General features: G+C 48.2%; 14 protein-coding genes and 1 riboswitch. Of the genes, 4 read left to right on the top strand and 10 right to left on the bottom strand.

Annotated features, from left to right (window positions below; translation table 11 throughout):
- Positions 1-85 precede the first annotated feature (85 nt).
- The 5 genes from ACYVR3_RS08895 to wsfD are packed head-to-tail and all read right to left on the bottom strand — an operon-like array spanning position 86 to position 7,200.
- Complete coding sequence (locus tag ACYVR3_RS08895) at positions 86-958, bottom strand: GGDEF domain-containing protein (RefSeq protein ID WP_461243965.1); 873 nt, start codon at positions 956-958, stop codon at positions 86-88.
- Entirely contained in the window at positions 948-3,068 is a 2,121-nt protein-coding gene (locus ACYVR3_RS08890) for a cellulose biosynthesis cyclic di-GMP-binding regulatory protein BcsB (protein ID WP_461243964.1), read from the bottom strand. Before ACYVR3_RS08890 ends, ACYVR3_RS08895 begins: the two co-directional genes overlap by 11 nt.
- Positions 3,010-4,260 (bottom strand): glycosyltransferase family 2 protein, encoded by a 1,251-nt coding sequence (locus tag ACYVR3_RS08885; protein ID WP_461243963.1) that lies wholly within the window; start codon positions 4,258-4,260, stop codon positions 3,010-3,012. Before ACYVR3_RS08885 ends, ACYVR3_RS08890 begins: the two co-directional genes overlap by 59 nt.
- Positions 4,247-5,806 (bottom strand): hypothetical protein, encoded by a 1,560-nt coding sequence (locus tag ACYVR3_RS08880; RefSeq protein WP_461243962.1) that lies wholly within the window; start codon positions 5,804-5,806, stop codon positions 4,247-4,249. Before ACYVR3_RS08880 ends, ACYVR3_RS08885 begins: the two co-directional genes overlap by 14 nt.
- A complete protein-coding gene (gene wsfD, locus ACYVR3_RS08875) occupies positions 5,803-7,200 on the bottom strand; it encodes a glycan biosynthesis hexose transferase WsfD (protein WP_461243961.1) in 1,398 nt (465 codons plus the stop codon). Before wsfD ends, ACYVR3_RS08880 begins: the two co-directional genes overlap by 4 nt.
- Before the next feature lie 193 nt (positions 7,201-7,393).
- Between wsfD and ACYVR3_RS08870 the strand changes: the two genes are divergently transcribed.
- From ACYVR3_RS08870 to ACYVR3_RS08860, 3 genes are all read left to right on the top strand, one after another.
- The gene (locus ACYVR3_RS08870; protein WP_461243960.1) at positions 7,394-7,777 is read left to right on the top strand and encodes a hypothetical protein; all 384 of its coding nucleotides are present in this window, start codon (positions 7,394-7,396) and stop codon (positions 7,775-7,777) included.
- Positions 7,778-8,165: 388 nt separating this feature from the next.
- On the top strand, positions 8,166-8,777 hold the full coding sequence (locus tag ACYVR3_RS08865; RefSeq protein WP_461243959.1) for a LysM peptidoglycan-binding domain-containing protein: 612 nt from the start codon (positions 8,166-8,168) through the stop codon (positions 8,775-8,777).
- Positions 8,778-8,939: 162 nt separating this feature from the next.
- Positions 8,940-9,356, top strand: coding sequence for an OsmC family protein (locus ACYVR3_RS08860; protein ID WP_054735691.1), 417 nt, complete (start codon positions 8,940-8,942; stop codon positions 9,354-9,356).
- Positions 9,357-9,885: 529 nt separating this feature from the next.
- Here the strand turns inward: ACYVR3_RS08860 and ACYVR3_RS08855 are convergent.
- The 5 genes from ACYVR3_RS08855 to ACYVR3_RS08835 form a co-directional block, all read right to left on the bottom strand.
- Positions 9,886-10,707, bottom strand: a complete 822-nt coding sequence (locus tag ACYVR3_RS08855) for an HAD-IIB family hydrolase (protein ID WP_461243958.1) — start codon at positions 10,705-10,707, stop codon at positions 9,886-9,888.
- A 147-nt stretch (positions 10,708-10,854) separates the two neighbouring features.
- Positions 10,855-11,985 (bottom strand): vitamin B12 independent methionine synthase, encoded by a 1,131-nt coding sequence (locus ACYVR3_RS08850; RefSeq protein WP_461243957.1) that lies wholly within the window; start codon positions 11,983-11,985, stop codon positions 10,855-10,857.
- Positions 11,986-12,415: 430 nt separating this feature from the next.
- On the bottom strand, positions 12,416-12,892 hold the full coding sequence (locus ACYVR3_RS08845; RefSeq protein WP_461243956.1) for a GNAT family N-acetyltransferase: 477 nt from the start codon (positions 12,890-12,892) through the stop codon (positions 12,416-12,418).
- Positions 12,893-13,322: 430 nt separating this feature from the next.
- On the bottom strand, positions 13,323-13,982 hold the full coding sequence (gene tenA, locus ACYVR3_RS08840; RefSeq protein ID WP_054735682.1) for a thiaminase II: 660 nt from the start codon (positions 13,980-13,982) through the stop codon (positions 13,323-13,325).
- 60 nt (positions 13,983-14,042) lie between these two features.
- Positions 14,043-14,139, bottom strand: a riboswitch (TPP riboswitch).
- A 45-nt stretch (positions 14,140-14,184) separates the two neighbouring features.
- On the bottom strand, positions 14,185-14,958 hold the full coding sequence (locus ACYVR3_RS08835) for an SDR family NAD(P)-dependent oxidoreductase (RefSeq protein WP_461243955.1): 774 nt from the start codon (positions 14,956-14,958) through the stop codon (positions 14,185-14,187).
- Between the two features lie 560 nt (positions 14,959-15,518).
- On the opposite strand from ACYVR3_RS08835, the gene tkt reads away from it, so the two are divergent.
- Positions 15,519-17,507, top strand: coding sequence for a transketolase (gene tkt / locus ACYVR3_RS08830; protein WP_461243954.1), 1,989 nt, complete (start codon positions 15,519-15,521; stop codon positions 17,505-17,507).
- Positions 17,508-17,526: the final 19 nt, after the last annotated feature.

Here is a 17,526-nt window from a genome sequence, read left to right as displayed (position 1 = left end):
TCTGATTTACCGAACGGAACTGAATTTTTCAGTTCCGTTTTTTGTTGTGCAAAGTCGATAAAAGTCATTCCATCCTGATATCGAACTATCTTTCCCCGCTCTGGCCCACATCAAACTCCATCTCCCGAACACTTTCATTCATCAAATCATACGGATTGGCCATCGTCTCCGGGTTCCAACTTGCGACACCTGAGACGAGCGTGGTATCCAACGATTTTAACTCCGCTTCTGCTAGCAATTGCGTTGCGAAAGTCCGTTTAATTCTGGCGATTGCAACCGCGGCAGTTTCAGCATCCGCATACAGAATCGTCCCCCACGTTGGCAGTTGATTGTCCAAATAGTAGGTCACATCATTATCCCGGGTTGCGGTCGTTAACGTGTTGGACGTCATCGCCAGCAACGTTTGTAATTGCTGTTCACTGATCAGTTGCTGTAACTCGTGGTAGTAGCGAATTCGAAAAACGACCATGGTGACCGGCAACTGAAACCGCCGGTGATTTTCGATAAATACCCGGGCATCCGCTACGTAGGCCACCGTTGTTCGCAAATTAGTTTGTAAATCAAATGCGCCCCGTTCTGTTAACTGTGTTCTTAATAAGTCGTTATTCGCTTGCAATTGCTGTTGCTGGGTCATCATCATGGCAAGCGTCCCGGATAACAGGCCAGGAACGACCAACCAAAAACTAAGGGTCAATGGTAACTGCCCGGCGTGATGCCAATTAACGGCCACCATCAACGCCGTTTGGCCCAAAACGAATAGTAAGTTTCCCAGTAATCCGGGAACGATGCCGAAGAAATAGGTCACCAACATCACGACCAACGTGATGCCCATGTAACAGGCATTTAGCCAGAGTTGATGCGTAATGCCAGCTAATACGACGGTCAAGCTGATCACCGTTAAAAACAGCAACAAGCCGACATCTGCTAATAAACTTGCCCGACTATCATCAGCGTGCATCGTGCTTCGCCTCCCGTTTCAAAAAGCCGTTTTTTCGCAAAATCAAGATAACGGCACCGCCTAAAATCGCAAGGCACCCCAAGCCGGCTGCTAAAAAGAGCAATAGTTGTGAATGCGTTTGAATAAGCCGAGACACTGGCATCGCTTGACGCAACGCCTTATTTTTCTTAAATCGGTAACTAAAATGATGGTTGTCACGATCCACTAAAATGGCATCCGCATCCCGGTACTGCTGAACGTTGCGCTGTAAGTTGATCTGCGTTGAGGCCCGATAAACGTCCGTTGGCTTCGGGGCCGTTACCACTAACAATGCTCGTTGTGCGTTATAGGGTGAGCGAATTAATTGGGCCGTCCCCACATCTTGAGCATAACGACTTTCTAGACTTAACTTTTCGTTCGAGCGAAAGCCCGTAAACTGGCGGTTAAATTGGAAGTATAACTGTGAATTCAACTGTCTGATTAAGCTATTTTGAGCCGGCGTCCCAAACGCAATCACGCTACTCGTTTTTAATACTGACCGACTTGGCCGCTGCCGATAAACCTGAATGGTACCGGTGTTTTGCTGAACAAAATTTCCCATCAGGTTAAACAGGTTCGTCATCGTTGCAAAGTCTGCCGAGGTCATTGCCTGTGGCGCCACCACAACGACGTGGTTAAAGGTCCGATTTTTAATGAACGTACTTGGATAGTTATCAAACAACAAATCTCGATTGGGTTGCGATTTAATAAACGCTTGTGACCCACTCAAAACAGTCGCCCACGGTGTTTGACTGACTGCCCGATCGTTATCCTGACCGGGCAGCATGAGATCAAAGCCCACTTGAATCGTAAACGCATTGCTCAACGCTTTATTGGGTGGCAATTTAACGGTGAGTTCATCATTATCCGCCCGCGCAGCCGACAGCCGCCGACTACCGATTGGCTGCCCATTCACCTTGATGGTAACTAAGGATTGTTTAAAATTCAGATTTTTCGCGTACCGAAATTTCAAATGAATCGTCGACCCATTGGCGTTCGTTCGATCAGTCGGTAAACTAACAAAGTAGGCCTTTTCCTGATGATCCGTTCCCGTTAATTGATCATCCGTCGGCGTCAGCTGGTAACTGCCATCATACTGAAGTGTCGACGTATACGTTGGTGTACCCCCGGTAACTCGTTTAGCGGCTTGACTGGTTTCGCGCATCAGTTCTTGATTCGCTACGAACTTGGCTGCTTTGATGAGCAACTGATCAGTTCCGGCAGTCACCACCAGTAGCTGATGGCCTTCAAGTTTCAGCGTTTGAATCAGCGCCCCACCTTGCATTTTTTTCACGTCTAATCGTTCTCGAACTGCTCTGGGCAATCGGTGATAACGCGCAATCAACATCTGATAATGCGCCCGTTTTACCTTTGGATCGGTTAGTTGAACAACGGGCAACTGCTCATCTTCGGTCGTGATCAATCGCGATTGTCCCGCTAAGGCGTATAAGCTAGCGGTTAGCTCAGCCTGACTTGGTTGGTTAGGAATCGCCATCACCGCTTGCTGGTCAACAATCGTGTCAGTTCCAGTAAAGTGTTCATAAAAGGAATTAATTTTTGACTCGGCCGGCGCAATATCATACTCAAAGTTCACGTTACTCCGTTGGTCGATCGTCAACCAGTTGGCTGGCGTTGGGGCAACAGTCACCCGTTGCTGATCAACCCGATTCAGTAATTGCCCTCGAACTTGAAGGTTGTTCGTTCCCGCGATCAATCGCGTTGGAATATTGAGTTGCTTAGTCTGAAGACCAGTCGTTGCTTGTGGTCGAAACGAAGCAACTGCCACACCGTTTAACGTTACGGTGACGTCCGACGTCTGGCGATCGCTCAATTGCGATAATTGAAAATTAAGGTTAAGGGTCGCCGTTTTTAAGCGCCAGTACCCCATTTTGACAAAATACATATTGGCCTGCACTGATTTTCCCATTAACGTTGTCGTTTGATTCTGGAACGGTTGCGTATAACTTTGGGCCCGCGCCACCATCGTGAAACTCATCAAACCAGCGATAACAACGGTCACCAGCCCCAGTATTTTAATAACGCTTTGTTTTATACCACTTTGCTTGTTGGTGAAAAATGTGTTCACAAACATACGCCCCCATTCCGTAAGCTGCAACTGCTAACCACATCTGACTGTAAACAACGTACATTAAGCCGATCAATCCCAAATTAACCCACGTCATCTCGCCCTTTTCCGTTGTAATCGTTAGAAACGTACTCATCATAAAGAGCGCAATCGCAAACACCCAAAGTCCGTTACCGATTCCGGGAAGGGTCGAATGGACCACGCCCGCCACACTAAGCACAAACACCGTATCGGAAAAGAGAAGCGCCGTCATCAATAGGAAGTAAATCGCAAAAAAGTAAAGCAAATCAAACCGGATCCGGCGTCCCTGAGGCCTTAATAGTAACGGTAAGTTCTTCAAAACGACGTAGATGTTGCCCTTCACCCACCTCGTCCGCTGCCGAAACCAAACGTCCAACGTCTGTGGCTCCTGTTCCCACGTCACGGCTTGTGGTTGAAACTGAATGCGATAGCCCAATTGATAGAGTCGAAAACTAATCTCAGTATCTTCAGCCAACGCCTGAACGTCCCAACCGCCAACCGCCGTCAGTACTGACCGGCGAATGACGTAATTGGTGCCAGGAATCGTACAAAGTTTGAATAACTGTTGGCGGCCGGCCTGCGCCATCCATTGAAAGGCTAAGGTTTCAATGTTAATGAAGCGAGTCAAAATGGTCGCTAGTTTATTACGGGTTCGAAACTTACCGATCACCGCCCCGACCTGTTCATCTCGCATCAACGTTGCAACTAACGCCCGCAACGCACCCGTCTCCGGGGTATTATCGGCATCATAGATTGAAATGAGACTCCCGCGAGCACGTTTTAGGCCAATGTTTAACGCGTTGGACTTACCACGTCCACCCGTCTTTGCATCCGTATTGATCACCGTTAACGCTCGCCCTGAATACGCTGTCTGTAATTGGGCCAACACCGCTGCAGAATCATCACTGGAATTATCGTTGATGACGATCAACTCATAACGGTTGGCCGGATAATCGAACGCCATTAACGCCTGAACGGTCTTGGCCAGCACCCGACCTTCGTTATGGGCTGGCACTAAAATCGACACCATCGGCGGTTGCTTCGGCAAGCGCGCTTCTGGCGTCCGGTGCCATTTCAAATAAAAGCTATACCCCGCAATGGTGAGGATCAAGTTCACAATTAAAATCAACCAAATTGCCAACACGGCAACGAATAAAACTGTATCAACTGCTGACATTAGCGTGACGTACTCCTTTAATCAGATTTAATAAACATTCGGCGGTAAACCCGATAAACACCCCCAGCAAAACGTGTGACTGAACTTGAAAATAGCGATCGATCCATCTCACTTGCCGCTTAGGCTGCCGTTGATGCCACCAACCGGGGCCGACATCCAAATCAGCAACGATTCGCCCATTTAACTGATACGTGCCAGCTTGATATTGCACATCCGCTGATCCCGTCTTAATTCGCGTTGTAAGCGCCCCTAGTGCCGGATTAAACCACGTTAACTGCAATCGCCTCAGTTGCCGGCGTAGGGCCTGACGGTCAGTCGCCCGTTGTGGTAACGGCACCGTCAACGCCGTCGGCATCTGAAACTGAACCGCTTCAGTATGCGTCACTGTTGATAGTTGGTTCAGTGGAACTCCGAAAAAACTGTGGGCATAGGTTCGGGCTCGTTGGTTGTGATCAGTCAGTTTAACAGTGGTCGGCGTAGGTAACAGTAAATTAGTCGAGGCCAATGACAGCCCCGCTGTTTGCGTTCGAAGCGTTTGGTTCCATCGCCCTGGTGAACTTAACCCCACTGGAAATACATTGTGCTGGCTAAGCGCCGTAACCTCTGTCCGTAATACTCGCTGGAGCGTCCGACCACGCAACCGTTGGATCCCCGTTTCAATCGGCGTCCTTAAAAAAATGATGCCATTACGTTTCTCCGCTGCCCGAAGTACTGCGCTAAACCGTTCAAAGGCCGGAAGCTTCGTATTAACGTCAACGCTCGTCGTACTAATTGCGAATGGAATTCCTTCGTGATAAAGCAACCGAATGACTCGAAGTAACGCGTTCATATCCGAATACGGTGTCACACCAGTAATCGTCAAAAGTGGCGGTTGCGGTTGACCACTATGAAACAGTGTCCTAATCGTCTTGGCAGCCATAATCAACGCTAATCCCTGTGATTCAAAATATGGCAGATATCCACAGTGACGAGTGACCAAGCCAAACGGGTAGTGTCTTTCTTGAGCAGTTTGGGTGACCAACCAGCCCTGAATTTGACTAGTCGTTGCCAAGCGCGTCAGCCCCGTCATTGCAACTTGATACGGCAGTAACTGTTGCTGTTCACCTTCTCGTAGGTTGAACTGTTGATGGTGCAACGCCACTCGTTTTGCCCCTAGCCGTTTGGCCTCCCAGGCTGTTAAATTAGCGCCAATGTGCAGATCAGGGCCGTTGAACTTTTGACGATCTCGTTCAAAAGTGGCGTTCCCCAAACGTGATTGCGGCCAATTGATCATTGTGATCACACCTGAATATCGCCGCGGCGTTAATTGGTGCGCACGATACGCGGTTAACCGAACTGTTTCTACCGGTAGCGCCATGCTGGTCAGCAACCGTTGCAGGGCGTCCAGTTGTGCGGGAGCGGTCGTCGCGGCATTTTGAGAATCAACTACTAATAAAACGGGTTTGGTTGCTGCTTCAGTCCTTGTCGGTTGCGACAGTAGTCCCCATCCCAATCCGAATACCACGCCAATCACCGCCCACCACCGTTGCCATTTTCTCGTAATCACTCATCCTCCGTTCCGCGCAGTATGCGCCGGTGGCAGCAATCAGCTACCACCAAGATCAAACTTAAATTCAGGCAGGCTACGACCGGAACTAAGTGCACTGCCAGATTAGCTAAGCCATAGTTCACGATTGTTACGATTGGAATCAATATAATCGTCGTTAACAACCCAAACATCATCATGAAGCGACTAAACCCCGCCCACTGATTACGTCGGAGACCAGTCACTAAGCCCACCGCGTAACCGCTAAGGATCACTAAGGCTAACAACACATTAAAGCCATACGTTTTCGGATAAAACGTCGCCATCAACTGACTATAACCGGCAAAGCTAACCACTGATCCTTGCGTCGTGAGTGGGATTACCAGCGTGTTTTTAGCCATGACATTTAGCAACCGTGAAAATTGAGCGCCGCTATTCACATACGACGTCACCACCCAAGAGAGGTTGTAGCGCTGTAGCAAGTGACGTTGGGTATATGCCCCATTTGGTTTAAGGGCCGCATACGCCGTTGGATAATAGGCGTTCCCCCGCATCAACGTAAACTGGGGGTTGATCTGTTTAGCGGCCGGATACCGCTCCGGATGCTGATTTTCAACTAACGCACCTTGAGTAAAAGCTTGGTACTTGTTCATCATCTGCGCATCCTTCGGTAAGTTAGTCGCCGTTATCACGCTGAACATCAAAATCAAACCAATACCCGCAATGAGGTAGGGCCGCCTTTTTTCTAGCATCGGTCCACACCAGAGACTCAAAGTTATAAAGATGACCCCAACACACCAGAAGTTGCCATCCTCATTAACCATTAAGAGTAGGATCACTGCCATAAAATAGCTAACAATCAGCCATAGATTAACAGTTTTATATCTAACAAGTAATAATGCTAGTGCCACCACGTAAACAATCAGAATCAAAGTTGCCGCCTGCGGATATAAGGAATTAAAATAACGAATGATGCCGGCATCCGCCAAAACAACGACCACTAACCCCGCTAAAAAGTAGTTCTTAACGGTTCGTTGGGGCGTTGTAATCGCCCGTGTTAACAGACCAATACCACCAAGATAGGTTAACTCGTACACAAAACCAAGGTAGCGAATATCGAACAATTGCGAATGCCCAGTTAACCGACTCAGCAACATGGCGATTTGAATCAATAACGACTGGGTCGTCCCGTGAACCAAAAATGCCGGATTATAGTACTGCATCACACCAAAGTGCCAGTTAAATCGCGTTGTATGCGCTAATTGATAAAGGCCATTTGATCGTAAAATGCCAGCAAAGTCACCATTATCAACGTATCCCGGTGCGAATAGGATCTGACAGCCAATGATACCGGTACTCAGTACCACCGCAATCCATACCGGTGACAGCCTCAGTCGATTTAATTGCCACTTCACTTCGTTCACCCCATTCGTACATGCGCACCTGTTGTCTATACCGATTTGATTGTACCCAATTTAGTTTCTAACTGCCATAAAAATCTGTTACGATTATGGTGAGAAAAACTGTTTGATTACTAAGCAAACAATGGCGTTTTTTATAGCCGCCCTCACATAGTTTGACACTATCTTTAGAAAGTAGGTCCGTTCAATGTCGTCACTCACCCCAGAACTCGCAGCATTTTACAACACTACCAAATTAACCATGCTCGATCACGCACTCACGACCACCGAGCAAGAAACGTTCGCTAAACAAGCTGCTCAGTTAAATCAGCACTTTGAAAATCCACTTGCGGCAAAATTAGCAACTGCTTATCATCAACTCATCACCGCCAATCTCTCATCTGCGGATCACCAAACGTTTTACCTTTTAGCTTGTCACCTTGATCACACGACATCATTACATCCTATCTCGGCACAACAGGTGCAAGACTGGCGTCGCGACCAAAGTGCCGAACTCGGATTGATCACCGAAAATGCGTTTTTACTCGACCAACTTAGCGTCGATGAAACAGCAATTTTAGCGCTATTGTAACAATTCTGTCACCTTAATTTTCAATTTGAACCGCCCTCATCAAAAATTTGATTTTGCGTCTCTTTTGCGGTGGAGGCGCTTTTTTTCGTTTATCTTTGTTTAATTCCCGTTTTATATGTCGAGCTAATTCTCATTTTCTAACTTTGATTTCATTTCGTTGTAACGTTTTAGTCATGTTTCGCTTACATATTTCATAACATCACACGAATATGACAATATTACAGTTAGATGTACGAGTCCTGAATTAATGTAGCGATTTTGTTACTGAAATCCACTTTTTGCATGTTATAGTAGTGAGCGTGGTCAGAAATATTAACAATATTCTTATCATACTATTAAATAAAATCCTATATTACTCGGATATCTTGAAAGGTTGGAAACATACTCGATGTTACAAAAAACGTTCGTTACTCGTAGTTTAATCCTGTTCGGCACCCTGATTGGTTTGGGCTTTGCCACCACTTCAGCTTCCGCCGCTACCACCTATACCGTTAAGTCTGGTGACAGTCTTTGGGCTATCGCCGACCAATTCAACACCACGACTCAAGCAATCGTGACCGCTAACCACCTCTCTGGCACTAGCGCAACGATCCATCCAAATGAACGCCTCATCGTTAAGAAAGCCGCTAAATCAACGGCTTCGACTCAGATCAAGGATCTCCCTGAAACGAGTACGACAACTAAAACCAGCACTGACACTAACAGCACCGCAACGTCAGGCTGGCAAACCATGGTCGCAACGGCTTACGATCCTCAAATCGCCGCTGGTGGCCAAGGCACTTCAATCCCAACCGGGACTGGCGTTGCCGCTGCTTTAGATCGTTTCCCTAAGGGGACTGAACTTGAAATCAAGTTCCAAGACGGTCACACTGAGCAACGAGTGGTTAACGATACTGGGACTTTTGCTTACAGCAACCCCAACCAACTCGATATCTCAATGACAAACGCCGAAGCCATGCAATTTGGTCGTCAATCGATCCAAGTTCGGGTTATTGGTTAATTCAATAGTCATTAAAAAACGACTTTTAGAAGGCTCACCCCTTCTGAAAGTCGTTTTTTCGTGCCATTACCGGCGCCGCTAGCCAAGTGTCAAACCCAATCACTACTGGATAGGTATGGTACAATGAGACCAATTATAGCGTTACGAGGAGGATCCACACTTATGGGAAAATACATTGTCCATTCAACATTACGCCCCATCGGCACTCAGGTCATGAACCGAACCGGTGGTCACACATTTCTAGCAGATGAACCCGTTGTCGCCAAAGGGACTGACGCTGCGCCAAACCCAGTTCAATATTTGCTGGCCGCCGTTGGGAGTTGTATGAGCGTTACTGCTCGTGACATCGAAAATGACGATCAACACCTGACTGTCAAAAAGTTCCAAGTTGACGTCTCGGGCGAAACCACAACGTATCAGGATGGTAGCTCACGCGTTACCCATATCACCATCAAGATTACGGCTGAAACCAACCTCACCCCATCTGATCACCAGTTCTTCTTGAATGAAGTGGTGAGAAAATGTACGGTGCATGAATCGTTGGTGGGGTCGATTCCGATGGATATTGAGTTTGTGTAGAGCGTGAGGAGAAGCGGTTAAAGCGCGAAATGTAAGGTAGAACCCGCAGAAAGGCCCGGTTTTTGGGCCTTTTTGCGGGTTTTACCTTACATGCAGCGCTTTGCTTCGTGGAACGCGTTTCGGCGTGGTAGCCAAAACGCACCGGCATTCAAGCCACCACTCGTTTAAAGCAACCCCACCCAGCACAGTCACAAATCGCGCCGAAAATTGTTGCCGGAGAGCGCTGTTGGCGGGTGTGCTGGGTTGATTCAAGGCGTTATCATGATTACTACTATATTTCGTTTTAGCGTTCAAAGCTGGTTATTGCAATGTTGTGAGTCTCGACATCGACAAGGATCGAACTAACTTCTTAACTTGCACATCTCAGGATGTTTATCTATCAGCTCGCTACTGTTATATAGCCTAAACGCGCAAAAAAATGCAGACCCCGGCCATATAAGAGAAGGACCCCCAAGATGCCAAACCCAGGCATCTTGGGGGTCCTTCTCTTATATTCTGGGGTCTAACCGCATTTTTTTACGCTCTGCTCCTACAACGCCCCCGCCAACGTCTCCAACACCCCATCATGATTATTATCAACCGTCGTAACATGACCAGCCGCCTGCTGGATGTTTGCTGCAGCGTTTTTCATGGCGTAGCTGTGTGGGGTCAGTGTCAACATGCTTAAGTCATTGCCATTGTCGCCAAAGGTCATGACCTCATCGTCTGCGATTTGATAAGCTTCCTGCAGCGCCCGGATACCGGAGCGCTTGTTAGCCTTGCTGGAACCGATCAACTCCGTGTTAAAGCCTGAGGTTTCCGTTGATAATGCTTCAGGTAATGCGCGGCTTAACGCTGACGATGCTGCTTGGAAATCAACGTGGTCCGCAAAGTTGATCGCGATTTTCGTAAATTGATCGGTCACTGAATGGCCCACCAACTTGGCGAGACTCGGTACCGACACAACGGGCCGGTAGTAGTATTTGACCACCTTTAACGCTTCTGGTGAAATATCAGTGCCCACGTAGGTACCGTTTAACCCGGCGACCACTTCTTGATTAATGTCGTTGCCGCCAAACCGCTGGTGCAACAGGTTTAACACGCTGTGAACTTGGTCATCCGAAATTGGGGTGATCTGCTTCAGCTCGCTACCACTGTGCACGATGGCACCGTTTTGGGAGATAAAGTCCATCTCATCCGCCACTTCAGCAAACTTATACCGCAACCGCTGGTACTGAGAGCCACTGGCTGCGACGAACCGGATGTGCTTTTCCTGCATCACCCGGAAAAGCCGCAGAAAGCGGTCCTTATCGTACGTCCGGTCATCCCGCAAAAACGTCCCGTCCATATCCACTGCAACTAGTTTAATCATGTCAGTCCCTCACTTCTTTAGTCTGCTATCTATCTTACCGGAAATTTAGCGGAATCTCAAAGCCGAAATAAAGACGATTCCCGCTTTCGTGTTCAGTTTAACTGACACTTGCCGGGAATCGTCTCAATTTAATCTTCTATATTATAGTTAGGCTTCTGGCCAAACTGTTTCGGCAATTTCTTTTACCAAGGTTAACTTAGCCCATTGTTGGTCTTCCGTTAACTGGTTACCTTCTTCAGTTGACGCAAAACCACATTGCGTTGATAGTGCCAAGTTTTCAAGTGGCACAACCTTAGCGGCGTCTTGGATGCGCGCAATCACAGCGTCCTTATCCTCTAATTCTGGGAATTTTGAAGTGATCAAGCCCAGTACCAACCGCTTCTTTGGCGCGTTGTTCCAAATCCGTGCTAGTGGCGCAAAGCTCCCAGCCCGTTCGTTGTCGTATTCCAAGAAGAGGCCGTCGTAGTTCAATTGACCCAAATAGTCAGCCACATCATCGTAGCTACCAGAGAACAGGTAGGTTGACTTAAAGTTCCCACGACAGATGTGGGTTGCGACAGTCAAGTCTTCAGGCAAGCCCTTCAAGAAGGCGTTGATCACCCGAACGCCATCTTCAGCTAACTTCACGTATTTAGCATGTTCATCCGCTTGGTCCTTGGTTTCGTTTAACTTGCTGATCAAGAAGGCCCAAGTCGTGTCATCGATTTGAAGGTAACGACAGCCGAGGTCGTAGAAGTGCAAGGCCGTATCGTGGTAAGCTTGCGCAACGTCTGCCAAGTAAGCATCCCAAGTTTCGTAAAATTCGTTCCAACGGTCACTCCGATTGTCACGGAATAACATCGTTGGTGATGGAATGGTTTGCTTGACGCGCACGTCAGCTGGCGTGATTGCTTGCAGGTACTTGAAGCTGTCGTAGAATGGGTGATCCGGGTTAGCGGCAACTTTACCAGTAATTTCAACGTTATCGGTCCGCGTTGTGTCGCCCTTGAACTTGTAGCTCTTGTGGTAATCGTATTTATCGACCCCGGTCAAGTTCCACAAGAAGTCTAAGTGCCACCAACTGCGGTTAAATTCACCGTCAGTCACGTCCTTAAAACCTAACGCAACTTGCTTTTCAACGATCCGCTTCGTTTCCTTACGTTGAATCTCAGTGAGTTCAGCGGCAGTGATTTTGCCAGCTGCTAAATCCTTGTGGGCCTGTTTTAAATCTGCTGGCCGTAATAAGCTGCCAACGACATCGTAACGGTTTGGGTATTGGGTTAAAGTAGTTTCAGTCATATTGAATTGCCTCCTGGAAGTTAACGTCAAAGATTGCTAAGAATAAAAAAAGCCGCCCCCTGTCTCTACGACAAGGGGCGACAATGCGCGGTACCACCCTTACTGTGTGCGATCACTCGCACCTCATCGAGACGCAAGCGCGTCCCGAACACGTAACGGTTGCCACCGAATGACCAGCCCCACGGACCAATCATCAACTACTCAGAGTTCATCTTTGTCAGCGTAACGACGACTCCTTCCCACCAACCGGAGTTCTCTGCAGACGCGCAACTGACGCTCTTCTCTTCAAAGTTTTTAATTTGACGAATTAAAATTTAATGACAAATATAGTCTGATTATGAGCAGTTGTCAAATTTAATTTTCAGTTTCGCTAAAAATACTCACCTGACACCGCTACCCTAACTCACGACTAGCAACGCTTTGCTCGGTTTCAAAGATTCATCAGATACCAAACGTTACATGCCCCGTGTTCTGATTGTGGTAACGGTTTGTCGAGCTGTTCAAAGCCCACTTTCAGGTACAACTGATTAGCTGCCAACATCGTATCAAAGGTCTCCAGATAGAGCTTTTGATAATGCTGTTTTGCAAAGGCAAAACACGGTGGCAATAACTGGGTTGCCGTACCGTGGTGCCGGTATTCAGGATCAACGTAAAGTTTCTGTAACTCCGCGATGCCTTCTTCTGGTGCAATTGGGCCAACACCGCAGCCGCCGACTACCCGACCGTCATCTGCTAGGGCCACGAAGTATTTGGCATCCGGGGTCTTGGCGTACCACTCGCTTAAGTGGTCAACAAATGGGTCGTAGTAGGCTGTGTGCGGGAGGTTGAGGTGAAGCTGTTCCAGACAAGTCCGGAGAATGTGCGCCATTTGGGCGTCGTCTTGTGGGGTGATTTCTCGAATTTCCATTATTTCCATCTGCTTTCGTGGTTGCTTTTGAGTTATTGTACTGGTGTGTTGGGGGTTGTGCAAGGGGCTGGGGAAAATTAGAAAGTAGTGGTTGAACGAGATTGGGGTTAGCGGTTTTAGATTGATTGTGGCGTATTTTCCGGTACGTTCTGGTAGTGCGTTAGGTATGAGCGCGTCTTGGTCACGACCTTGTGATACTGGCGACGTGCTTTCTGGCAGCGTTGGTTTCGGCTCTGTTTGGGCTTGGATTTCTCAGATTTTGCTTATTTTGTGAAGTTTGTCAGCAGTTGTGTTTTTCGGCCACCACGCCGAAATGCGTGAAAAAAATCAAAGTGTTATGTATAAGGGCGCCCAAGCAATACCAGCCAAGGACCGGCTGATATTGCTTGGGCGCCCTTATACGCCACACTTTAACCGATTTTTTCACGCTCTACCACTTTTGCTCATCCAACGCCATCTGCCAAAACGCCAACTCATACGCACTACTCCGCACAAAGGACGTCTGCATCTTCGCGCGCGTGTCGTCATCCGCTTGTTCGGCTGCTTGGTTTGTCAGCGCGATCATTTGGTTGACGCTATCCGTATAGGTATCGCTATCGTACGTTTCGATCCACCGTTGGTACAGCTCTTTTGGTGAGCCTTGCGCGACTAGTTGCTGGCCAATTTGGTTATAGAGCCAATAGCATGGCAACAAACCCGCAATCGCTTGGGCTGTCGTGCCCCGGTAAAGTTCCGCGTACATGTGGTTGACGTAGTTGTACGCCGTTGGCGCGATTGGTGTGTGTGCTAATTCGTCATCAGTAATGTTGAGTTGCTCAAAGAAACCCTCACGTACAGCAATTTCGCCGTCTTTTAAGCCCTGTGCACCGGCCATCAAGAAGGCCTTGGCCTTGTCATCCGTTAATTGATCGGCAATCTGTTCGTGCAACTTACCAAACTCGCTCAAATAGTACCGGTCTTGAATCAAATAGTACCGAAATACCTCACTGGGTAAGCTCCCCGCACTCAACTGGTGAATGAACGGATGGTCAAAACTCTTCTGCCACAATGGGGCTGCCGCCGTATGGATCTGATCTGTAAAGGTTGTCAAAATAGGTCCTCCTCAAGCGCAAAAAAGCCGACCGGAGTCATCCCCAGTCGGCAGTTAGTTAGCAAGTCACATTAACTTTCCTACGCGAGGGTTAGCTCACAGGTTCAAAGGGTTCGGCTCGACACCGTCTCAGCAAATTGCGCCCCTAGTTAATTTAAATTAAGTTCTGTTGTCATTATAGCACAAGTTTCGCAAGCGTCGTCTAACGTAGCAAATACCCACCATCAACCGGCAACATCACGCCAGTCACGTAATCCGAGGCTGCACTCGCTAAGAAGACCATCGGCCCCATCAATTGGTCTGGTGTGCCCCAATCACCCGATGGAATGTGCCCTTGAATTTCAGGACCACGGACAGGATCATTTTGTAGCGCCGTGGTCATATCCGTTTTGATATATCCCGGCGCAATTCCGTTCACTTGAATATGGTCTGGCGCTAAGGCATCCGCATAGGCCCGCGTTAGTCCTAACACAGCGTGCTTACTAGCGGCATATGGAAAAATTCGCTTACCTGCCCGGTACGACTGCATCGACCCGATGTTAATAATCTTACCGTGTTGTTGCTTGACCATCACCTTGGCGGCCGCGTGAGACAAGTAGTACAACCCGTTCAAGTTTACGTCGATCACTTTTTGCCAGTCTTCATCGTTGAAGTCGAGCACGTCGTTTCGAATCTGGATGCCCGCGTTGTTCACTAAAATATCCAAGTGGCCAAACTGAGCCAAAACAGCGGCCACGATGCGGTCGGCAGCGGCCGGATCCGTAATGTCTTGCTGTAAGAACCCAATCTGCTGACCATTTTGCTCAACCTTTTGTCGGGTGTCATCCCAACCATTCTGGGACGCACTCACCACGAAAATATCTGCCCCATAAAGCGAGAGTGCCTCGGAATAAAACTGACCCAATCCGCGGGCGCCACCCGTGATCAACGCCACCTTACCGTTCAGCGAAAAACTATTTCGATCAAACGTCGTCATTTGAAGTCCTCCTCATCGATTGTTTTCACCTCAAATTTTAACCCTTTCGCGAATTCAGAACCAGCAGCGTACCCAAACAATTTTAGAAGTTGCAAAATAATTCAGCTAGAACCTCGCTTTTTAGCAATCAATCGAGTATCATAAGATTAACCTTTTCAAAAAATTACATTAAATTCCCTTTAATTTTTGGAGGTTTCTTGAAACAAATTTGAAAACGATTGGTGCATTCCTGAATTTCGCGCCACCATTCCCTTATGAAACTTGCTTTCATATTTTTTCAAGGTACTCATTTTTGATTCTCAATTTATTTAACTTGCTTCGCATCACGCATTGAAATGATCATTATTTCAATATTCCAATCAACGTCCTTTAATTTTCAGTTCGTTACCATCCTCAGGTGCTTCTTCCCGGAAAAACCAATGGTAACGCGCTTTCAAGCCGATTTAATTTGTTGGAATTAGCCTGAAACAATCATAAGTTTCAGCTATACCATTCCCGGGCTAACGAGTTGACAGAATCGGTTTAATACCTTATATTTTCGGACATAGGAGCGTGATGACATGCAAAATAGTAACCTAGACCAAAGATCAATCAACGCCTTAAGATTCTTGAGTGTCGATATGATTGAGAAGGCTAACTCTGGCCACCCTGGTCTCCCATTAGGCGCAGCGCCAATGGCTTATACTTTATGGACTAAACATTTAAACATTAACCCAACTGACCAAAAATGGGTCAACCGCGACCGCTTTATTCTCTCTGCCGGCCACGGTTCCGCTTTGCTTTACAGTCTGTTACACCTGTCAGGTTTCCAGCTGACCATTGACGATTTGAAGCAATTCCGTCAATTAGGCAGTAAAACCCCTGGTCACCCTGAATACGGGGTGGTTGACGGCGTTGAAGCAACGACTGGTCCCCTTGGCCAAGGCTTTGGGATGGCTGTCGGGATGGCAATGGCTGAAAACCATTTAGCTGCCCAATACAACCAACCTGGCTTCAACATTATGGATCACTACACCTATGCGTTAGCCGGTGATGGTGACCTGATGGAAGGCATTTCGCACGAAGCTGCTAGTCTTGCTGGACACTTGAAGCTTGGTAAACTGATCGTCTTATACGATGACAACAGTGTGTCGTTGGATGGTCCAACCGATATGGCCTTTACCGAAGACATCACCAAGCGGTTCGAAGCTTACGACTGGCAAGTGTTGCACGTGGCTGACGGTAACGATGTGGCTGAAATCAGCGCCGCTATCGAATACGCTAAGCAACATACCGACCAACCAACCTTGATCGATATCAAGACGGTGATTGGCTACGGTGCCCCAGACGCTGGGACCAACGCCGTTCACGGGAAGCCACTTGGCTCCGCTCACATGTCGTACGCCCGCGAAAACCTTCACTGGGACTACGAGCCATTCGAAATTCCTTCAGACGTGCAAGACGGCTTTGACGAAAACGTTCGGGCCCGTGGCATCGCGACTGAAGAAAAGTGGAACGCCTTGTTTGAAGCTTATGCCGTTCAATTCCCTGAACTGGCTGATAAATTCTTAACCGGCTTCAAACCCGTTCACGCCGAACTCGACTTACCCGTCAGTCACGTGGGTGAATCCGAATCTGGCCGTAACACCAGCCAACGGGTCATTCAAGCCCTTTCTGAACAACTTCCTAGTTTCTGGGGTGGTTCAGCTGATTTGTTTGCATCTAACAAGACTAACGTTAAGGCTGCCGACGCTTACGAAGCCGACAACCCACTGGGTAAAAACATCTGGTTCGGGGTGCGTGAATTCGCTGAAGCCGCTGCCGTTAACGGCATGATTTTGCACGGTGGCATCCATGCATTTGGTAGTACCTTCTTCGTCTTCTCCGATTACATGCGGGCAGCGATTCGGTTAGCGGCGATCCAAAAGATCCCCGCAACCTACATTTTCACCCACGACTCTGTCGCAGTCGGTGAAGACGGCCCAACCCACGAACCGATCGAACAACTGATGGGCTTCCGGGCAATGCCAAACATTAACGTGATCCGGCCCGCTGACATCAACGAAACGACGGCGGCTTGGAAGGCAGCCTTAGCTTCAGCGCACACACCAACCCTGTTAGTGCTGACCCGTCAAAACTTGCCAACTTTGCCAGAAACCGAAAACTTAGCTGACGAAGGCGTTTGCCGCGGCGGCTACGTCTTATCACCAGCCCACGCCGACAAGCCAGAAGGCATCTTGATTGCCACTGGTTCCGAAGTGAAGGCCGCAATGGACGCCCAAGCCAAGCTCCGTGAGGCTGGCCACGACGTTTCCGTTGTCTCCCTCCCATGTTTCGAACTCTTCGATTCACAACCAGCCGAGTACCGCGAACAGGTCTTACCTGCCAGCGTCACCAAGCGGGTCTCCATCGAAATGGGTACGACCTTTGGCTGGGAACGCTACGTTGGTTTGGATGGCAAGGCCATCGGGATCAACAACCGTTACGGCGAGTCTGGGAACCCAGACCAAATCATCGAACAGTTCGGCATTACCGCTGACGCCGTTCGGGATGCTTACTTGGATTTATAAACTAAACTTGATGAGGTGA

This window comes from Secundilactobacillus muriivasis, from assembly GCF_054785195.1.
The sequence above is the reverse complement of the archived record's forward strand: the minus strand, read 5'-3'. Positions and strand labels throughout refer to the sequence as shown.